The 19,375-nt window shown below is 61.0% G+C and carries 18 protein-coding genes; 8 read left to right on the top strand and 10 right to left on the bottom strand.

What is annotated here, in order from left to right; translation table 11 throughout:
- Window positions 1-7: 7 nt before the first annotated feature.
- From BLR69_RS03515 to BLR69_RS03530, 4 genes are all read right to left on the bottom strand, one after another.
- Window positions 8-667, bottom strand: a complete 660-nt coding sequence (locus tag BLR69_RS03515) for a winged helix-turn-helix domain-containing protein (RefSeq protein WP_071495231.1) — start codon at window positions 665-667, stop codon at window positions 8-10.
- 31 nt (window positions 668-698) lie between these two features.
- Window positions 699-1,394 carry a YuxH family protein gene (locus BLR69_RS03520; protein WP_071495230.1) on the bottom strand — a complete coding sequence of 232 codons (696 nt, stop codon included), beginning with the start codon at window positions 1,392-1,394 and terminating at the stop codon, window positions 699-701.
- A complete protein-coding gene (locus tag BLR69_RS03525; RefSeq protein WP_071495229.1) occupies window positions 1,387-2,115 on the bottom strand; it encodes a winged helix-turn-helix domain-containing protein in 729 nt (242 codons plus the stop codon). Before BLR69_RS03525 ends, BLR69_RS03520 begins: the two co-directional genes overlap by 8 nt.
- A 296-nt stretch (window positions 2,116-2,411) precedes the next feature.
- Window positions 2,412-2,954 carry an acyl-CoA thioesterase gene (locus BLR69_RS03530; RefSeq protein WP_071495228.1) on the bottom strand — a complete coding sequence of 181 codons (543 nt, stop codon included), beginning with the start codon at window positions 2,952-2,954 and terminating at the stop codon, window positions 2,412-2,414.
- Window positions 2,955-3,063: 109 nt separating this feature from the next.
- Between BLR69_RS03530 and BLR69_RS03535 the strand changes: the two genes are divergently transcribed.
- The gene (locus BLR69_RS03535) at window positions 3,064-4,023 is read left to right on the top strand and encodes a GlxA family transcriptional regulator (protein ID WP_071495227.1); all 960 of its coding nucleotides are present in this window, start codon (window positions 3,064-3,066) and stop codon (window positions 4,021-4,023) included.
- Between the two features lie 122 nt (window positions 4,024-4,145).
- Here BLR69_RS03535 and BLR69_RS03540 read toward each other — a convergent pair whose 3' ends face one another.
- Together BLR69_RS03540 and BLR69_RS03545 are read right to left on the bottom strand one after the other, a co-directional pair.
- Window positions 4,146-4,493, bottom strand: coding sequence for a hypothetical protein (locus BLR69_RS03540; RefSeq protein WP_071495226.1), 348 nt, complete (start codon window positions 4,491-4,493; stop codon window positions 4,146-4,148).
- Window positions 4,494-4,639: 146 nt separating this feature from the next.
- Window positions 4,640-5,362, bottom strand: coding sequence for a pirin family protein (locus BLR69_RS03545; RefSeq protein WP_071495225.1), 723 nt, complete (start codon window positions 5,360-5,362; stop codon window positions 4,640-4,642).
- 180 nt (window positions 5,363-5,542) lie between these two features.
- Here BLR69_RS03545 and BLR69_RS03550 point away from each other — a divergent pair, with 180 nt between their 5' ends.
- The gene (locus BLR69_RS03550) at window positions 5,543-6,493 is read left to right on the top strand and encodes a GlxA family transcriptional regulator (protein WP_071495224.1); all 951 of its coding nucleotides are present in this window, start codon (window positions 5,543-5,545) and stop codon (window positions 6,491-6,493) included.
- Window positions 6,494-6,642: 149 nt separating this feature from the next.
- Complete coding sequence (locus BLR69_RS03555; RefSeq protein ID WP_071495223.1) at window positions 6,643-8,112, top strand: winged helix-turn-helix domain-containing protein; 1,470 nt, start codon at window positions 6,643-6,645, stop codon at window positions 8,110-8,112.
- Here the strand turns inward: BLR69_RS03555 and BLR69_RS03560 are convergent.
- The gene (locus BLR69_RS03560) at window positions 8,059-10,821 is read right to left on the bottom strand and encodes an ATP-binding protein (RefSeq protein ID WP_071495222.1); all 2,763 of its coding nucleotides are present in this window, start codon (window positions 10,819-10,821) and stop codon (window positions 8,059-8,061) included. The two genes, BLR69_RS03555 and BLR69_RS03560, sit on opposite strands and share 54 nt — an antisense overlap.
- A 58-nt stretch (window positions 10,822-10,879) precedes the next feature.
- Complete coding sequence (locus tag BLR69_RS03565; protein ID WP_071495221.1) at window positions 10,880-11,278, bottom strand: helix-turn-helix domain-containing protein; 399 nt, start codon at window positions 11,276-11,278, stop codon at window positions 10,880-10,882.
- 204 nt (window positions 11,279-11,482) lie between these two features.
- Here BLR69_RS03565 and BLR69_RS03570 point away from each other — a divergent pair, with 204 nt between their 5' ends.
- Window positions 11,483-12,391 carry a LysR family transcriptional regulator gene (locus tag BLR69_RS03570; protein WP_071495339.1) on the top strand — a complete coding sequence of 303 codons (909 nt, stop codon included), beginning with the start codon at window positions 11,483-11,485 and terminating at the stop codon, window positions 12,389-12,391.
- A 794-nt stretch (window positions 12,392-13,185) separates the two neighbouring features.
- The gene (locus BLR69_RS03580) at window positions 13,186-13,623 is read left to right on the top strand and encodes a carboxymuconolactone decarboxylase family protein (protein WP_071490085.1); all 438 of its coding nucleotides are present in this window, start codon (window positions 13,186-13,188) and stop codon (window positions 13,621-13,623) included.
- A 4-nt stretch (window positions 13,624-13,627) separates the two neighbouring features.
- Here BLR69_RS03580 and BLR69_RS03585 read toward each other — a convergent pair whose 3' ends face one another.
- On the bottom strand, window positions 13,628-14,398 hold the full coding sequence (locus BLR69_RS03585; RefSeq protein ID WP_071496131.1) for an AraC family transcriptional regulator: 771 nt from the start codon (window positions 14,396-14,398) through the stop codon (window positions 13,628-13,630).
- Between the two features lie 99 nt (window positions 14,399-14,497).
- Between BLR69_RS03585 and BLR69_RS03590 the strand changes: the two genes are divergently transcribed.
- On the top strand, window positions 14,498-15,628 hold the full coding sequence (locus tag BLR69_RS03590; protein WP_071496130.1) for an MFS transporter: 1,131 nt from the start codon (window positions 14,498-14,500) through the stop codon (window positions 15,626-15,628).
- Here the strand turns inward: BLR69_RS03590 and BLR69_RS03595 are convergent.
- The gene (locus BLR69_RS03595; RefSeq protein ID WP_071496129.1) at window positions 15,618-17,771 is read right to left on the bottom strand and encodes a TonB-dependent siderophore receptor; all 2,154 of its coding nucleotides are present in this window, start codon (window positions 17,769-17,771) and stop codon (window positions 15,618-15,620) included. The two genes, BLR69_RS03590 and BLR69_RS03595, sit on opposite strands and share 11 nt — an antisense overlap.
- Window positions 17,772-18,089: 318 nt before the next feature.
- Between BLR69_RS03595 and BLR69_RS03600 the strand changes: the two genes are divergently transcribed.
- A complete protein-coding gene (locus BLR69_RS03600) occupies window positions 18,090-18,473 on the top strand; it encodes a hypothetical protein (protein ID WP_071496128.1) in 384 nt (127 codons plus the stop codon).
- Window positions 18,474-18,603: 130 nt separating this feature from the next.
- On the top strand, window positions 18,604-19,353 hold the full coding sequence (locus BLR69_RS03605) for a hypothetical protein (protein ID WP_134434924.1): 750 nt from the start codon (window positions 18,604-18,606) through the stop codon (window positions 19,351-19,353).
- Window positions 19,354-19,375: the final 22 nt, after the last annotated feature.

Raw genomic sequence — 19,375 nt, forward strand, 5'->3', positions numbered from 1 at the left:
TTTGGTTTTAACGGCGTGACTGTGTGAGTTCCAGTGGTTTCTTGATTTTTTGTGTAAGGCAATAACCACGGTTTCTCACCGCGCGAAACAAGCGTTCGCCATCGTTGGCACGCTTGAACTTTTCTTGCAGCCGGCTCAGGCACATTTCCAACCCGCGATATAGATCAGGTTCGCGTCCGATATTACGGATCAGCTCCTCTTTGCTGACCACACGCTCTTCATGGTGCAGCATCTTTTTAATCAACGCCGATTCAATGGTTGTCAGTGAAATACGTAAGCCGCCTTTGACCAGAGTGCGGTCATGTTGTGTCAGTAGCCAGAAATCCTGAGGATAAAGTTGAGTTCGCTCAGGAGGTATCTCCGTAGGCCGAGTGGGGCTATTAGGCGTGCTGTCGTGATCCGTTGGCATGGGGAGTCTGGATTCTTGTCGCACAGCGTTAAAAGAGTGTGAGGGTAAGCCAAGTGTGTGGGTAATGACATAGGTTGTCAGGCGCCGGTTGTCGTCGGAGTTGCAGTGTCGAGGATTGTTTGCACGGATTCTAGGGTCTGTTTCTGTTGGCGCGAGTGTATTCAAGTCGTAATTAAATAATTCGGCATTGGGTGTAAAGTCTCGCAGTGCGATGGCCGCAAGTGTGGGGGTGAAGGTGTGTTTCTTGAGGGAGCTCATCGTGTCCACCGTTAGTATGAAAGTGCGGTTTTTATAAACAATCGGCAGGGGAGTAGTAACCGCCCTGAAAGTATTCGAACGGAAGATTTTTAGCCAGCATGGCACTGTCGGCAAATTCCACGGTGTCGGCGATGAAGCACATCCCGGTTGCACTGATCAGCTCTAGCATGCGGTCGTACAGCCGATCGAACAGACCGGAACGCGTATTCAGGCTCAGCCGCAGGGCGGAGTCCGGAAAAGGCATTTTCACGTAGTCGTAAAGCTTGAGGTCGATCAGCAAGTCTGCCGGTTTTGTATCGAGTCTGTAATTGTTGTAGGCCAGGGTGATAGCGCACTGGTCTTTTAACTTATACAACTGACGCACCATCGCGCGGCGCTCGACAGGGCCGGGCAGGGCATCCAGAGGATTGGTAATACTGAGCGTAAAGGGCTGTCTGCGTTTTTCCAGTGACTGGGCGGTCTGAACAATGCTCTTGTGGAGATCTTCGTTCATCAAGGCGGCTTGATCGATCCGCAGGAACTTGCGGCTGACAACGGAGTTGGAGGCTTTGTGTGCTGCGCTGATACGTTGCAGCGCCTTGTGGTAGGCGCTGTCGGGTACTTGGTGATCCTGCAGTGAGCCGACACTGACTTCGCTGCCCCAAAGTGCATGGCTGCGATCAACGATGGCTTGCCTGGCAAGCCTGAAGTCCACAGCATTGGCAGGGGCTACCTTTTCGCTATTCACGATGGGGTCTTTCCTTGGCGGTTTGAAAATGGCTGGCACATATAACTCCCCGGCTTAGTTTGTACCCATAACCACGGATATTCTGAATAATGTTGTCACCGTAGTGCGCCTTGATTTTGCTACGCAGTCGGCTGATGGACTTTTCCAGGGCGCGGGAGTCGTAGTACTTGGTATTAAGGCCCATGACTTCGGCGATTTCATTGTGACTGAGCAGTCGGCGCTGTATAAGCGCGTCCAGAACTTTCATTTCGATGAAGGAAATTTCAAGTTTCTTGCCGTTACCATAAAGGCACATGCGATCCTGATCGAGCACCAGGCCACAACGATTCAGTCGTTCACCCTCACTGAGAAAAGCATCAAACAGGCTTAACTTTTTTTCAGGGGACCCCTCTGCCACTTTGATGCAGTAATCCGCGCCAGCCAGATAGTATTTGGTCTTACTCAAACTGGAGGCGAATGTGACGACGACAAATATGGTGCAGTTGGGGTGGCTGTTTCGGGTTTTTCTTATTATGTCCAGGGTTTGATTGCTCGCCGCAGGGGTGTCGATCTCTATGATGATAGCGCGGTAGCTTGCGTGGCTTTCCTGGGTGTCAACGAGTTGTTCGTAGTAACGTGTATCGACTTTCAAATCATCCGCTACAGTGCGAACTATAAGCTCCCGAAAATCCTCCGATTTAGATGGAGTCCGTGCAATAGCGAGGACGTTGGAAAAATGCATCACCTACTCCCTTTTCCGGCATGCAAGGCCGTCAGTTCAATCGCTGCTAGCGTTTAGATACTAATCGAATTGAATACGGTAAAACGTGACAAATTTTAACATTCGCCACTTTGTTTTCAAAAAGGAATGGGGTAGTGCGCGGTTATTGCGAGGGGTTTTGCACGGGCGTACACATATGCTAGTGCAAACTCTTAATGTGCGATAAGTATTTTAGCCCAAACGGTTTTTTTGCTGAATCGGGGAAACCCTTGCATCGCTAAGGAGGGAAGGCAGAGGCGCGCGCCACGCGCCTGCATTCAAATCTGCTCCTCCCCCCGCAATTGCACACTCATGTCATCGCAGTTTTTCGCCCAGTCACTGAGCCATTGCGGCATCGGTGGCGACGTCTCTTCCAGGCCCAACGCCTTCACAAAGTCGCCCGGCGGCAGGGTGCCCTTGGCCGACCGGAACAGCCCGCGCATCACCACCACGCCGACCACCCGGCTGTTGCTCACGAAGCGGTGCTCCATCAGGCTCCACTTGTGGTCCCAGCCGAGCATGCGCGTGTGTACCTCAAACACTTCGAACAGCTTCAGCTCGCGACGGAATTTGCCCCAGGTATCACCGACGATCGGCAGCGCCTTGTTGCGCAATGCCACGCGAAAGGCCCCGGTGCGCAATACGAAATCCATCCGGGCAACATCCGCCAGGGAAAAGTACCGGCCATTGGTGACGTGTCGGTTGATGTCCAGGTCAAGCGGCCAGACGCGCATGCGCACCACCGTGGTGTCCAGGCCATGCACAGGTTTGCGCCAGGGGCGCCGGGACAGCATGAAGAGCAAGCGAAACCACAGATTCATCCAAAGTACCTGACAGTTGATCAAAGGCAGCACTGTAGGGACGTGGAATCCGCTAAGGTAGATGCACAAATGACTTATTACATGCGAAAAACGCAATCGGGTTTTTATCATGCATATCACCTTGCTTCTGGCTGATCGCTGCTCTGCCGCCAGTGCCACCACGGCCTTGGAGATGCTCAGCGCCGCCAACCTGTTTGCCGACCAACCACCCTTTGAGGTCGCAGTGGCTTCCCTGGACGGTCACGCCGTGGAGGCCTGGGGTGGTCAACGCCTGCAGGTTGATCACGCGCTTGCGCAGATCGTGCAGACTGACCTGGTGTTGATCCCGGGCTTTCTGTTCACGCTGAAGGAAGCCCTGCCGACTTTTCCCGCCTACGCGCCCTGGCTGCGCGAACAGCACGCACGTGGTGCGGTATTGGCTTCGATGTGCACCGCAGCTTTTCTATTGGCTGAATCCGGCGTGCTCCAGGGCCTGCGCGCCACGACCCACTGGGCGTTTGCCGAGTTGTTCCGGCGACGCTACACCGACGTGAGCCTGGACGACGCGCAGCTGCTCTGCGAGGAGAACCGGGTGATCACCAGCGGCGGGGCGAGTGCAGCGATGGACTTGATGCTGCACCTGATCCGCCGTTTCGGCTCACCGGAACTGGCCCATACCTGTGGCCGATACCTGCTGATCGATAACGTGCGCAGCGAACAATCGGTGTATGCCATGTGGTCACTGCCCAAAAGCCATGGCGACGCTGAGATCCTGCGGGTACAGCACTGGCTGGAACAACACTTTGCCGAACCCGTGGTGATTGACGAGGTGGCCCGGCAATTCAGTTTTGGCGTGCGCAATTTCAAGCGGCGCTTCAAGGAGGCCACTGGCTTCACGCCTATTGCCTACCTGCAGACCCTGCGTCTGGAACGGGCCAAGCAAATGCTGGAGTCGACCCGTATGACCTTGGAAAGCATCACCTATGCGGTGGGCTATGAAGACAGCAATTCATTCCGCCGCCTGTTCCTGCAACGGGTAGGTGTGTTGCCGGCGGCGTATCGCAAGAAGTTCCTGGTCCGGCCGGTTTGACTCAGGGGCGCGGCAACAGATCGGCAAGGCGTTGCTGAGGATCGATCGTGACCTGCATGAATCACAGGCGAAAAAAAACCGGCTGATCAGGCCGGTTTGGGGTTCCCGCAAACAGCGCGGGATTATGCGTTGTTGCCCTGCAGGCGATCAGCACCGCCTTCGGCCAGACCACGTTCCTGCAAGCGGTCAGCACCGCCTTCAGCGAGGCCACGTTCCTGCAGACGGTCGGCGCCACCTTCGGCTACCCGGTTACCTTGCAGGCGGTCGGCACCACCCTCAGCGACACGGCGTTCCAGCAGGCGGTCCGAACCACCTTCGGCAACACGGTTGCCTTGCAGGCGGTCCGAACCACCCTCGGCGACGCGGCTTTCGATCAGGCGATCCGAACCGCCTTCAGCCACAACCGGGTGGGCAAAAGCATTGGCAGCGAGTACCGAGAAAGCGAGGCTAAGCAAGATTTGGCGTTTCATGAGTGTGTGCTCCGAGTGTTTTGATTTAAGTGTTGCCGGGTATGGGTTTGATGTTACGCGTTGCATTTTTTAAGAGAACTTCATTGGGCTGATGGTGACTATCGACGTCAGCGATGGCTCGGTTTTGCGAGCCATCGCAGGGCCGGTCATGGCATCTGCGGCAGTTCCTGCGGGCGCAGGTCGAACACCAGCACCTCGGCGTCCTCACCGTGGCCCACACGGATCTGCCGCTCATCCCGCACCCGGGCGCCGTCGCCTTCCTGCAAGCGCTGGCCGTTGATTTCAACGCTGCCCCGGGCCACATGGATGTACACATGGCGATCAGGCGGCAGGTCCAGGGCTGCGCTCTCGTCGCCGTTGAACAGCCCGGCATACACCCGTGCGTCCTGGCGCACGCTGAGGGAGCCTTCGGCACCGTCCGGCGAGATGATCAACTGCAGGCGCCCACGTTTCTGTGCCTCGCTGAAGTGTTCCTGCTGGTAGCGCGGTTCGGCACCGGCCACGGCAGGCACGATCCAGATTTGCAGGAAGTGCACGCCACGGGTCTGGCTGTGGTTGAACTCGCTGTGGGCCACGCCGCTGCCGGCGCTCATCAGTTGCACATCGCCGGGGCGGATCACCGAGCCGGTGCCCAGGGTGTCCTTGTGTTCCAGGGCGCCTTCGAGCACATAAGAGAAGATCTCCATGTCGCGGTGCGGGTGCTGGCCGAAACCTTTGCCGGCGGCGACACGGTCATCGTTGATCACCAGCAGATCGGAAAACCCCTGTTCCTGAGGGTTCCAGTAGTTGGCGAACGAGAAAGTGTGGAACGACTTCAACCAACCGTGATTGGCGGCACCGCGTTCGGAAGCTTTGCGAAGGGTCAGCATGGTCTTGTCCTCAAGTGAGAGCGGGCTGCGGCATGCAGGGCTCTTGCGTTGAGAAGAAGATTAATGGTTACTGGAATATTCATTAAGAAGATGAAAACTGAATAACTGTCTCATTCAGGTTGACAGTTTCGAGCGTGTCATAATGCCCGCCGTATTCCTTCCCGATGGACCTTACCTGCTATGAAAACCGTGGCCATGGCGCTGTTCCCGGACTTTCTCCTGCTCGATATGGCCGGGCCGCTCGAGGTGTTTTCCATTGCCAACCGCTACCTGCCGGCGGCGGCGCATTACCAGATCCTCACCCTCGGCACGGAGCCCGGTCCGTTGCGGGCTTCCAATGGCGTAGCGGTACAGGCCGACCTGCTGCTGGACCAGGCCCAGGATGCCTACGACCTGCTGCTGGTGCCCGGCGGCCCCGGTGCCTACAACGAATGTCACCCGGCGCTGTTGCCTTGGCTGAGGGACGCGGCCCCACGGGCGCGGCGCTTCGGCTCGATCTGCACCGGGGCCTTTGTGCTGGGGCATGCCGGGCTGCTGGACGGTCACCGCGTGACCACGCACTGGCATTACACCGAGCGACTGATCAAGGCGTTCCCCAAGGCGAGGGTCGAAACGGATCGCATCTACCTGCAGGACGGACGCTTGATCACCTCGGGCGGCGTCACCGCCGGCATCGACCTGGCGTTGTCGGTGGTGGCCCAGGACCATGGCAAGCAAGTCGCCGTGGACGTGGCCAAAGTGTTGCTGGTGGTGATGAAGCGCCAGGGCGGCCAGGCCCAGTTCAGCCCGATGACGGCGGCGGTGGCACCGCAGGAGACCACGATTACCCGGGTGCAGAACCATGTGCTGGCGCATCTGGACCAACCGTTCACCATCGAGTCCATGGCTGAGTTGGCCGGCATGAGCGCCCGCCATTTTGCGCGGCTGTTCGCCAAGGAAGTGCAGATGACGCCCATGGTCTTCCTGCAAGGTGCGCGCATCGACCGCGCCCGGCAGTTGCTGGAGACCACCGACCTGCCGCTCAAGACCGTGGCTTTTCACGCAGGCTTCGGCAGCGTGCGGCATATGCGCTTTCTGTTCAGTGAAAAACTGGGCCTCAACCCGACCCAATACCGACAACAGTTCAGTTAACGACAGAATGTCCGTCTCGCGCACCCGAATGTCCGTATCGCTCCCTGTGCCAGCATTGTCCTGTCATCGCCAACTGGCAAGATAGCGTCGAGCCCACGGAAAAGGATGCGCGAACGCCCAAGGCCGGGTGTTTCAGCGCTATTACACACATGAACAATCCTCAGGCGATTGACGCTGATGGCACGGTACGCTTCGGCGCCTATGTGTTTCACCGGCAGCAGCGGCTGGTCAGCAAGTCGGGTTGGCCGGTGCCTGTGGGCGGGCGTGCGCTGGATATCCTCACGGCGCTGCTCGAAGCGCCTGGGCAGTTCATCAGTAAAGCCAGCCTGATCGAGCGGGTCTGGCCGAACAGTGTGGTGGAAGAAAACAACCTGAGGGTGCACATCGCCGCACTGCGCCGCGTGCTCGATGGGCAACAGTTCATTCTGAATGACCCTCTGCGTGGTTACTGTTTCGCGGCCCCCGTACACGGTGCGCTGCCGGCCTCGCTGCCACGGCACAACCTGGCGATGCGGCTCAGTGCAGTGATCGGCCGTGACGAGGTGTTGGGCGTGCTGGTCCGGCGTCTGTCCGGGCAACACCTGATGACGCTTACAGGATGCGCCGGTGTCGGCAAGAGCACCCTGGCCCTGGCATTGGCCGAGCGCGTGTTGCCGCGCTACCGGGACGGCGTGTGGTGGGTTGACCTCGCTACCGTCGAGGCGCCGATCACCATGTTGCGCCACTTGGCCGCCGTGCTGCACCTGGAGCCCTGCACCCACGCCAGCGACCTGTGCCGTCAATTGGCCTCGCGCCACCTGTTGCTGGTGCTCGACGGTGCCGACCTGCTGCTCGGCGCCTGCCGGCATCTGGTGCGGGCGCTGCGCGAAACAGCGCCCAAAGTCAGCGTCTTGGTCACCAGCCGTGAAACCCTGCAAGTCCCCGGTGAATGGGTACAGCGCGTGCCCAGGCTGGCGATCCCGGGGCCGACTGCCCAGGGCAGTGTCGAACAGGCGATGGCTTACCCGGCGGTGCAATTATTCGTTGCGCGGGTGCGTGCCGGCCAGCAAGGGTTTGCGCTGCGCCTGCATGACCTGGCGCCGCTGCGGGATATCTGTCGGCGACTGGACGGTATCCCGCTGGCCTTGGAATTGGCCGCCGCCCAAGTGGATGCCCTGGGCGTGCGCGGTTTACAGCAGCAGTTGCGCGCAGGCTTGCAGGTGCTGACCCGAGGCCGGCGCACCGCGGTGGAACGCCACCAGTCCCTGACGGCGGCCCTGGACTGGACCTATCAGCGCCTGAGCCTGCCGGAGCGCTGGCTATTCCTGCAATTGGGGTTGTTCAAGATGGCCGTGACCTTGCCCACCTTGAGTGAACTGGTCGCCGGTACCGAGCTGGAACACGCCGACCTGTCCTACCTGCTGGGGCGCCTGGTTGGCACGTCGTTGCTGACGGTTGAGCCCGGGCCGGGAGACCCGCGTTATCGCCTGCTCAATTGCGTGCGCAGCTACGCCCTGGCGCAACTGCGCGACCCGTTGCAGGTGGCGCGTTTGCAGCAGGGCTATGGGCATTACCTGGGGCCGTTTTCAGGCCGGCCGTTTGTCCTGCAACTCGTCGAGCAGGCTGCGTACGCGGACTAGGTCCTGGGTGGCAAAGCCTTCGGTGAAGCGGGCGTAGATCGAACTCAGCAAGTCGCGCGCCGCCTGGACGCGGCCTTGTGTCTGCCACAGGCTTGCCAACGAGGTTGCACAGCGTAATTCCCAGGCCAGCGCGCCTTGCTGGTGCGCCAGGCCCAGGGCTTCCAGCAGCAGGGCTTCTGCCGCACGGCTATCGCCCAGGCTTTCGGCACGCACCCGCAGGATTTCCGGGGTGCACCAACCGGCCGCGCCACTGCTGGCGCGCTCGAAGGCCGCGTCACTGACCTCGATTGCATTGAAGGTCACCAGGATATCCTCGACCAGGCCCAGCCCCTGCACATCGGCGATGGGCAGCGTGCCCTCATAGCAACGCGCCCAGGTGTGAAACAACTGCACCGAGTGCTTTTGCGCCTGCTGCAGCAGTTGATCCTGGTGCTCGTGGGCCATGCCGCTGTCGCCGTTGTAGCGGGCGATGACCACCCCGCCCAGGGCCAGGGTGTAGCAGATCGACGTGCCATGGTTGATCTGCAAGGCCAGCGCCAGCGCCTGGCTCGCCGTACGCCACGCGCGCTCCGGATAACCGCGCAGCCACAGGATGCGTGCGAGGATGGTCAGGGAGGCGACGCTCTGGTCGTACTGCACGCCAAAACCATGGGTAAAGCGGTTGAGATGGCCGCTCTGGGCCATGCGCTGGATCACTTGTTCGGCATTGTGCTGCGCGAGGGCCTGGTGACCGGCGAAGTGCTGCGCCAACACCCGCAGGCGCTGGGCACTGAGGGCCAGCAACGGCTCGGCCTGGGGGCCAAGTTGGTCGAAATGCAGGCTCTGCGCCAAGGCCTCGCGGTAGTTGCCGCAGCACAGGTTCACCGCCATGTGCCCCGACACCGCACGCAGCTGGCCGGCCAGATCCTTGCCGGCTTCCGCCAGGCGCCGTGCGCAACAGAACGCTTCAATGGTCTGCGGCGTGCCGCCCTGGGTGTGATAGGAAAAACTGCCCAGCGCCAGCTGCAAGGCCATGTTCAAGCGCTGGCTCGGCGCATTCGATTGCCCGAGTCGTGCCAGGGCCTTGCCCACGTACAAGCCGTGTTCGCGCAGCAGCGACAGCTCCTGCCACAACGGCATTGCACTCACCGTCAGGCGAATGCCCAGCAGGTGCGCACCCTGGTCGCCCAGGCCCCAGTCGAGGGCGGCGCGGATGTCTTCGCGCAGCGGCGCATAGCGGTCGATCCAGGTCTGGGTGGCGACCAGCTCCCAATCGTCCTGCGCCTGGTTCATCAGCGCCAGGCAGCGCTCGGCGTGGTGCTGGCGGGTGGCGTCGAGTTCTTGGGCGACGCTGAGTTTTTCCAGGGCATAGGTACGGGTGATGTCCAGCAGACGGTAGACCATCTCGTCATCGCCGGCTTCCACATTGAGCAAGGACTTGGCGACCAGCTGAGTGATCGAATGCAGCACCTCGTGCGGTGCAATCTGTTCCCCGGCAATCACCGCCGCTGCACTGGCCAGGCTGAACCCGCCGCGAAATACCGCCAGGCGACGCAGGCAGACCTGTTCGCAGGCGGTCAGCAGCGCAAAGCTCCAGTCCAGGGTGGCGCGCAGGGTCTGATGGCGGGGCAGGGCACTGCGCCGACCTCGGGTGAGCAGGCGGAAGTTGTCTTCCATCTGCACCAGCAGTCCGGGCAGGCCGAAACGTTCGATCTGCGCCGCCACCAACTCGATTGCCAGGGGGATACCGTCCAGGCGCTGACAGATATCAATCGCCAATGGCAGCTCGGCTTCGCTCAGTTCAAAGCTGTCCTGATGGGACATGGCCCGCTCGATCAACAATTGCAGGGCCGGGTAGCCCAGCGCCTGGGCGCGGTTGCCGGTGGCGGGCGGGCAGGCCAGGGGCTCCAGGCGCTGCACGTATTCGCCTTCGGCGCGCAAGGCCTCGCGGCTGGTGGCCAGGATGTGCAAGCGGGGCGCGTGGCGCAGCAGGGTTTCGCTGATCAGGGCGATGTCGTCGAGCACGTGTTCGCAATTGTCGATCACCAGCAGCAACTGATGCTCCTGCAAGCGCCGCGCAAACGTGGGCAGGGCTTCGTGCTCGGCGTGGGTGAGGTCGAGCAGGGCGGCGAGGTTGGGCAGGATCATCGACGGCGCGCTGAGTGGCGCCAGGTCCAGCAAGCGGATGCCGTCGCGGTAGTGCCCGATCAGCAATTCCGCCACCCGCAGGGCCACCGTGGTCTTGCCGATGCCGCCGGCGCCGGTCAGGGTGATAAAGCGTTGCTCGGGCAGTTGCTGTACCAGGCTGTCGATCAGGGCCTGGCGGCCGAGCATGCGGGTACGGCGCAGCGGCAAATTGTGGCACGGACGTTGGGCGGCACCTTCGGTTGGCAGGGTCATCGGCTCGATGCTCAGTGGCGCAACAAAACTGTAGCCGCGCTGGGCCACGGTCACGATATAGCGCTGCCCGGCCTGGCCATCGCCCAATGCCTTGCGCAACGCCGCCATATGCACCCGCAGGTTGCCGTCTTCCACCACGCTCCTGGGCCAGACGCGGGCGATCAGCTCCTGCTTGCTCACCACATTGCCGGCCTGTTCCAGCAGGATCAGCAGGATATCCACCGCACGCCGCCCCAGGCGCAATGGGCGACCCGCCTCCAGCACCAGGCGCTGGCGCGGGTGGATGCGGTAGGGGCCGAAGTGCACGGCCTGGTCGCTGAGGTCGTTCATGGGTGGCCATGCTCGAAACGGGATGAGCGGCCAGCATAGGCCAGGCAGGCCAGGACCACTAGGCCGCGATCACTTGCGGTTTAGGGCGAGAGTGGTGATTTCGCCAGGTCATCGGGTTGACGCCTTCGCTACGGGTGAACATATGACAGAAATGCGCCTGGTCGCAGAAGCCGCATTCCAGGCTGATTTGCGTCAGGCTCAAGGATGAATGAGCGATCAGCTCCTTGGCCCGCTGGATGCGCTGTTGGCGGATCCATTCCTGCGGCGACAGCCCGGTGGTGCACTTGAACGCACGGGAAAAATGGCTGCGCGACAGCGCGCAGGCCTGGGCGAGGTCGGCAATGGCCAGGCTTTCGCCAAGGTTGGCCAGGATCAGTTGCTTGGCGATGCGCTCGCGCCGTGGGCACAGGCCACCGGTGGCGGACAAGCGAGGGGGGTATTGATCGAGTCGGGCCATGACAAATATCCGCAGTCGATGGGAGCGTTCCCGGTGGATGGATGCAGTGTAGACGTGGCCAATCTTGTTGCCGGACCGTCCGGCTGACGAGTTAATCGTTGTTAATTTCGCCAGGTGCCGACCCGGAAAAGACAGCACAGGTGTGCAATGCAGCCAGCGTTGGGCGTGTTTATCTGTGAGCTTGCCAACCGTTTGGATACCAGCATGAATCGCAACGACCTGCGCCGCGTCGACATGAACCTGCTGGTGATTTTCGAAGCGTTGATGTTCGAGAAGAACCTGACCCGGGTCGCCGAAAAACTCTTCATGGGCCAACCGGCGGTGAGTGCGGCATTGGGACGTTTGCGCGATCTGTTCGACGACCCGTTGCTGCTGCGCAACGGGCGGGGCATGGAGCCCACGCCACGCGCCGTGGCGATACTCAAGGAGTTGCAACCGGCCATGGACACCATTTCCGGCGCGGTCAGCCGTGCCAAGGATTTCGACCCTTCCACCAGTTGTGCGGTGTTCCGCATTGGCCTCTCCGACGATGCCGAATTCGGTCTGTTTCCGCCGCTGCTCAGTCAATTGCGCGAAGAGGCGCCGGGTATTGTCGTGGTGGTGCGTCGGGCCAATTACCTGTTGATGTCATCGCTGCTGGCCAGCGGCGAGATTTCGGTGGGGGTGAGCTACACCACGGAATTGCCGGCGAATGCCAAGCGCAAGAAACTGCGGGATATTCCGTGCAAGGTCTTGCGTGGGGATGACGGCGTTGAACCGCTGACCCTCGAAGAGTACTGCGAACGGCCCCATGCGATGGTGTCGTTTTCGGGGGACTTGAGCGGCAACATCGACCTGGACCTGGCGCGCATTGGTCGTACGCGCCGGGTGGTGTTGGCGGTGCCGCAGTTCAGTGGGTTGCGGGCGTTGCTCGCCGGTACGCAGATTATTGCGACGGTGCCGGATTATGCGGCGTGTGCGTTGACGGAGGGGACTTCCTTACGAGCGCAGGATCCGCCGTTTGCGATTGATGCGGCGGAGTTGTCGATGGTGTGGAGTGGGGTGCATGACAATGATCCGGCGGAGCGGTGGTTGAGGGGGAGGATTGGGGAGCATATGGCTCGGGTGGTTTGACTGGTTTGACTGAGTACATATCCGTTGCTTCGGTAACGGCGGCTTATGGTTCCGCTCTTACAGCGGCTCACTTTTGGAAGGACCGGAATGCCGGCCCAGCCAAAAGTAAGCAAAAGGTCCTCGCCCCAACACTCGGCACCTCGCCTAGGCTCGGTGTGCCCTCACTCCGGCTTGAATCCGTGGGCCGCCGTCATGGGCCATCCCTGGCCCAGGACGGCTAACCCGGCGTCCTGCCGGGTTACCCACGAATTCAAGCCTGCGTTCGGCCAGCGTGTTTGACGGGGCGATCCCAGATCAAAAGCAAGAGCGCGGCGGCCTTAGAGCCGACCGGATTGTATGGCCGGTACTCGGTCAAAGTGTGGGAGGGGGCTTGCCCCCGATGGCAGTGGGTCAGTCACTGATGAGTTGGCTGACACACCGCCATCGGGGGCAAGCCCCCTCCCACAGTTTGATCTTCATGTATCAGTTGAAGGGTGGTTTGCTCTGGCTCTGGCTTTTGATCTTAGGCGGCCCCCCAAATCACTGTCGGATTACGGGCACACCGAGCCTAAGCGAGGTGCCGAGTGTTGGGGCAAGAGCGCTTTGGTTACTTTCGACTGGGCCGGCATTCCGGCTTTTCGAAAGTGACCCGCCGTAAGGGCGGAACCATAAACCGCCGTTACCGAAATAACGGATATGTACTCAACCCCAGCCCCCAAAAATTGGTCACCCACTCTTACCCCAAATTGGCTATTCCTCCCCCAAGGCCCGATGACTAACCTAGCCATCAATCCCCACCGCCTTGGAGCATCACCATGCAACCCCGTACCGATTTCTACACCGCCTCCCCAGACGCCATGAAAGCCATGCTCGCGCTGGAAGCCGCCGTCGGCAAACTGTCCATCGAACTACCGTTGCTGGAACTGATACGCCTGCGCGTCTCGCAGATCAACGGCTGTGCCTTCTGCCTCGACATGCACACCGCCGACGCCCGCAAAGGCGGCGAGACCGAACGCCGCCTGTACACCGTGTCGGCCTGGCGCGAAACGCCGTTCTTCACCCCGCGTGAACGCGCCGCACTGGCCTGGGCCGAAAGCCTGACCCTGATCAGCCATACCCACGCGCCGGATGAAGACTTCAACGCACTGGCCGCCGAGTTCAGCCCCAAGGAGCAGGTCGATCTGAGTGTGGCGATCGCCACCATCAACAGCTGGAACCGCCTGGCCGTGGGTTTCCGCAAGATGCCCAAATAAGGTCTCAACCTGATTTGAAATAGCCGCGTGGCGTGGTGCCGGTCATGCCCTTGAAGAAGGCGATCAACGCGCTGTCGCTGGCAAACCCCAGTTCAAAGGCGCAGTAACCGAGGCTGCGCCCGGTGGCGAGCAACTCGATGACGCGCATCAAGCGCCACTGCTGGCGCCATTGCTGATACCCCAGGCCGGTTTCTCGCAGGAAGATCCGGCCGATGGTCTTGGCGCTTGCGCCGATCTGCTTTTCCAGGTCTTGCAGCGTGGGCGGCAATCGCTCCAGATTGGCCAGCAATGGCGCCAGACGCTTGTCCCGTGGCAATGGCAGGAGCAGCGGTTGCTCGGCCGCGGCCTGAATTTCTTCCAGGCACAACGCCAACAAATGGGCATATCGGCCTGTGTGCCAATGGGTCTCGAAAGGGGCCATGGCCATCGGTTCCAACACGGCCCGCAACAAGCCGCTCACTTCGATCACCCGCACCTGTGTCGGCAACTGTGCTGCGACCGCCGGGCTTACATACAGCGAGCGGTAATCGACGGTCTTGCTCATCATCGCCCGGTGATACACGCCGCAAGGTATCCATGCCGCCCGGGTCGGTGGCAGCAGACACAGTTGGTTGTCCAGGGTAATGCGGGTGCAGCCTTGCTGGGTAAACAGCAGTTGACCGCGCTGGTGCTGGTGCAGGCCGGAGTCGTGGTCGCCGAGCAGGGCGGCAATGCCAATGACGGGCGCCGGGTACTGGTCCGGGTCGAAGGATGCGTCGGCAGCGAGCCAGGCCATGGTTTGTCCGATTTCATGGGTAATTTGTCAAAGTCTGGATAATACCCCAGGCCGCGCTGCTTAGAATCCTCACGCTGTGTTCTCGTGAAGGATCTTTCCATGTCATCTAAATACTTGCTGGTGCTGGCCGTGGCGCTGCTGATGTTCCCGCAACTGGCCCAAACCCTCTACAGCCCGGCGCTGGGTAATATCGGCGAGGCTTTCGCAGTCGGTCCTGAACGGGCCGGGCAGGCCCTGTCGGTATACTCCCTGGCGTTTGCATTCGGCGTGGTGGTGTGGGGCCGGTTGTGTGATGGCTGGGGTCGGCGCCCGGTGATGTTGGCCGGGCTGGGGTTGTATGTCGCCGCCATGCTGCTGGCCTTGAGTGTGAGCACCTTCAACGGCTTGTTGTTGGCCCAGGCCATCGCGGCCTTTGGTGCGGCAGTCGGTTCGGTAGCCACGCAGACGCTGTTGCGCGACCGCTTCCAGGGCGCGCAGTTGGCCCAGGTGTTTTCCATAATGGGCATTGCCTTGGCCGCCAGCCCGGCAATTGGCCTGTTCACTGGTGCGACGTTGGTCCAGGCCTTCGGCTATCGTGGCGTGCTCGCGGGCTTGCTGCTGATGGCAGCGATATTGTGGAGCGCTTGCCTGTGGGCCTTGCCCGAGACGCGGCCAGCGTTCTTGCCGAGGTCACCGCTGGGCGAGACCGTGGGCTTGATGCTCAGGGACGCCGGGGTATGGCGTTCCGTTGGCCTGGTGGCGGCGTTCAATATTGCGCTGTTTGGCTACTACAGCGTGGGGCCGTTTATCTTCGCGCGGCTGGGTTTTTCCGCTGCCGAATTCGGCTACAGCGGTGTGTTGCTGGCGCTTGGATCAGCACTCGGGGCGTGGCTGAACAAAGCCTTGCTCAAGCGTGGCCTGAATGGCGATCAGTTGGTGTTGGCCGCCGCCGGGCTGGCACTGCTGGGCGGCCTGTCAGTTCTGATGCTGCAGCACAGTTGGCTGTTCGTATGGCCTATGCTGCTGGTAGTGCTGGCATTTGGCATGGCGATCCCCAATGTACTGGGGGTCGCGCTGGTGGCTTATCAGGACCGCCTGGGCACCGCCGCTGCGGTATTTGGCTTGCTCTATTACCTGGTGATTGGCGCTGGGCTTACCCTGGTCGCCTGGGCACAGGACCTGGGCTGGAGCCTGTTGACCTGCGGCCTGGTGGCATTGTGGCTAGCGGCGGCGCGGGGCTTCAGAAGTTGACCGAAGCACTCAGGCGCGCCGTCATTGGCGCGCCCTGGAACAGGTAGTCATCGCCCATGTACTCGCCCGCGTCGCGCCAGTAGCGCTTGTCGAACAGGTTGTCGACGCTCAGGCGGAACACCGTTTCATAGCCGTCCACTCGGGTGGTGTAGCGGCTGCCCACATTCACCACCGCGTAGTCCCCCACTTCCACATTGCCGCTGCGGTTGGCGTACTTCTTGGCGCTGTATTGCACGCCGCCCAATACCGCCAGGCCGTTCACCCACGGCAACGCATAATCGGCATACACACTGGCGCGCAGCTTGGGCACGTTGATCGCCTGGTGGCCTTCGTAGTCCGGCGTGCCGCTGCCGGTGACCCGTGCGCGAATCGCCGCGACGCTGGTTGCGATCTGCAGGCGCTCGGTGGCCCAGCCGTTGGCCGACAGTTCCAGCCCGGTGTTCTTTTGCTCGCCCTGTTGCACGTAGTCGAATTGGCCAGTGCCATCCGGCTTGGCGTACTGGTAGGCCTGGCGGGTCTGGAACACGGCGGCGGCGAAGCTGATGCGGCGCCAGTCGTATTTCACCCCGGCTTCGATTTGGCGTGAGGTGGTGGGGGCGAGGGTTTCGTCGGCGTTTCTGGTGGTCCACGGCGCCTGACCGCCCAGGGAAAGGCCTTTGCTGTAGCTGGTGTAGAGCGAGATATTTTCGACCGGCTTGTAGATCAACGAGGCCTGGGGCAGGAACACGTATTGCTGGGTGTGGCGTACCTGGTCGCCAGAGGTGCCGTCGAAGGCTTTTTCGTCCAGGCGCACTTCGCGGCCACCGAGGATGGTTTGCCATTGCTCGTTGAGGCGGATGCGGTCGGTGACGAACAGGCCGTACTGGCGACTGTCGAGGTTACGATGGCTGTCGTTCAGCGGCTTGTCGGTGGGGGTGAAGGTTGGAGCGTCGGCGTTAATGTTGGTGCTGCCGATGTATTCGTTGACCGACTTGCGCTTGTCGACTACCCGGCGAAAGGCGCTGGTGCCAAACGTCAGTTCATGGCCCAGGCTGCCCGTGTTGAACAGCCCGGTCATGGCGGCCTGCACTTCGTCGTCGCGGCGGGTGTCGTCGGGGCTGCGGTAGTCGTAGACGTCGTAGTCGCCGGTGGGGCTGAAGAAGGCGGTGCCGCAATCGGTCACATAGAAGCAACCATAGGCAAACGAGCTGTAATCGTCGATCACCACCTTGCTGCGCGCCGCACTGACGCTGCCTTTCCACTGGTCGCTGAAACGGTATTCAAACTTGCCGTTGAGGTTCAGCGAATCAATGCCCACCTGCCTGGACCCGCTCTGATGCCCCAGCAGTTTTTTCGGCGAGGCACCGTGTGGCACCTCGGTGCCGCCCAGCAACTGGTAGCCCGGCACCGAGCGTTGCTGCTTGTTCTGGTATTCGGCGTCCAGTTGCAACACGGCGTCGGGGCTGATGTTCCAGTCGAAGGCCAGGGACACGAAATCGCGCTGGCCGTTGGCGTGTTCCACGTAGGAGTTAAGGTCTTCGTGGGCCACGTTGGCGCGCAGGCCGAATTGTTGCTCGCTGCCGAACCAGCCGCCGACGTCGGTGGCGACGTAACCGCTGCCACGATCGTCGGTGGAGACGGTCACCGAGCGCACGTCTTCCGGGCGCTTGGTCACGTAGTTGATCACACCGCTGGGCTCGGAAATCCCGCTTTGCAGGCCGGCCAGGCCCTTGAGCACTTCGACCTGCTGCTTGTTCTCCAGCGCGACATTCTGCTCGCCGGTGATGGTGCGCCCGTTGATCTTGTAGCTGCTCGCCGCATTCAGCGAAAAACCGCGCACCACGAAGTTCTCGTAGTAACCGATGGGCGCATAGCTGTCGCCCACCGAGGCATCGTTGCGCAGCACTTCACTGAGCAGGCGCGCTTGCTGGTCCTTGATCAGTGCGGCGTTGATCACGGTGATCGAGGCCGGGGTGTCGAGCAGCGCTGCCTCATCGAAGCCGCCCACCGAAGCGGTTTCGCTGCGGTAGCCGGATTCATCCTGGCCCTGGACCTTCACTGCCGGCAGTTCAAGGTCCGCCGCCAGGGTGTGACCGATGCCGCCGCTGATCAGCAAACCGAGGGCGAGACGTGAGGTGACGATGGGACGAAAACGCAAAACCATGGGGGCAGGGCCTTAAAGCGCGGGCGGGGGGGCGCATAAGCTAGGCATATCGGCCAGTTTTTACAAGTCTGAAAGGTGGTGGCTATTTGATGCCAATAAAGGAAATAAAAACATAGCTTTTGATGCGAATTCAATCCACGTCTGCGGCTTGTGGATTTCCCATGGGGGTCTAGTCTCTCGGCTCGAGGAGCGTTTCCTCGTCAGAAAAGGATGTCGCAGAGGACGGAGCTACCAGCCATTTGCTGATCGCTAAGCGATGGTCAAACCTCGGAGCATGTCTTTTTCTTTTCACTCACTCTGCTCGCAAAAGGAACTGCAATGACTTCTCATCAAAAGCTGGACGAATTCTCCGTCGCCGCCTTTGCCGCGGCCAATCTGAAAATCACCTACGTCTTGACCTCGACGATCAGCATCGTCACGGAGGTGAGCGGCGATGCTCGTCAGAATGCGACGGTCACGATCATGAATGGCAGCCAGCAGGTGTGGAACGCGACGATGACCCAGGCTGAACCGACCGCGACTATCGGGTCCAATCTGATCATTGGGTCGGTGACCATCAAGGCTGGCGGCACATTCACCCTGCAAATTCCGACCGTGACTCAACCGGGCAGCATGACGGCGGCTTTGACGTTGATCACACCGAACAACCCAGGCGGCATTCCCTTCAATGCGCAGGTGGCGCAGTGGCCACTTAGTTCCTGATCCAGAACTGTCGGGCACGGCCGTCATGGCCGTGTGTCGGCAGTGGGTTCACGCTGTTAGCCCCATGAGTCAAGGATGACAGGGAGAGACGCGATGCGTGCTGCCGCTTCACGGTCAGGGAGACCTGCATATGCCTGCCTTACCTCCGCCAGAGGGGTCTTCACCGATACTTCTGCCAGCGTCCGCAGTGATCAGCAAACCCCTGGGTTCCGAAGAAATACTCAAACTGTTTACCGATGTGCCTCCCGTCCACGTCCAGGTCGGGCCGCTGTCCATCAGCGTCCAGGCCGATGCTTCCCGGGGGCAGGCGGTGGTCGGCGCCACGCTGCTGGGCACGTTGTTGGCCAAACAGTTGCTGTGTTTTCTCGAGCCGGTGCTGACCTTGGACATTGCCTTGGCCGACAGCACTGCCAAGGGCACCCTGACGCTGAATTTGCAAGGCACCCAAGGCTACGCTTCGGTGACGGCGGATGTCATCGCTACTCAGGCCGCAACCGCTTACCCGCTACGGGGCATGGTGTGCGACTGGCCGGCCACGATAGAGCCCGTGGTGGGCGAGTATCGAGTGATGTTGACCAGCGAACTGAGCACGTTGACAACCGTGCGGGGGGCGGCGGCGAATATCGCCGGCTTTGCCTTCTACGCAGGTTCCACCTTGATGACGCAGACCGAAGCCACGCAATTTGCGCCGTTGCAGATTTTCCCCGATGCGATCGAGTCGGGCGACATCAAGATATTGCCCGCCGCACAGGTCTCCCTGTTCATCCCCACAACGATCAGCACCGGCTGGTTATGGCTACAGGCGACATTTTCTTCATCCACCACCCCGCCAACGCAAGTCTCTTCGTCGGTCGCCAACTGGCAATTGCCGGGCGCCTGAATGCGTTGCCCAGAACCAGGAT

Origin of the sequence: Pseudomonas azotoformans (assembly GCF_900103345.1) — a bacterium.
GTDB lineage: Bacteria > Pseudomonadota > Gammaproteobacteria > Pseudomonadales > Pseudomonadaceae > Aquipseudomonas > Aquipseudomonas azotoformans.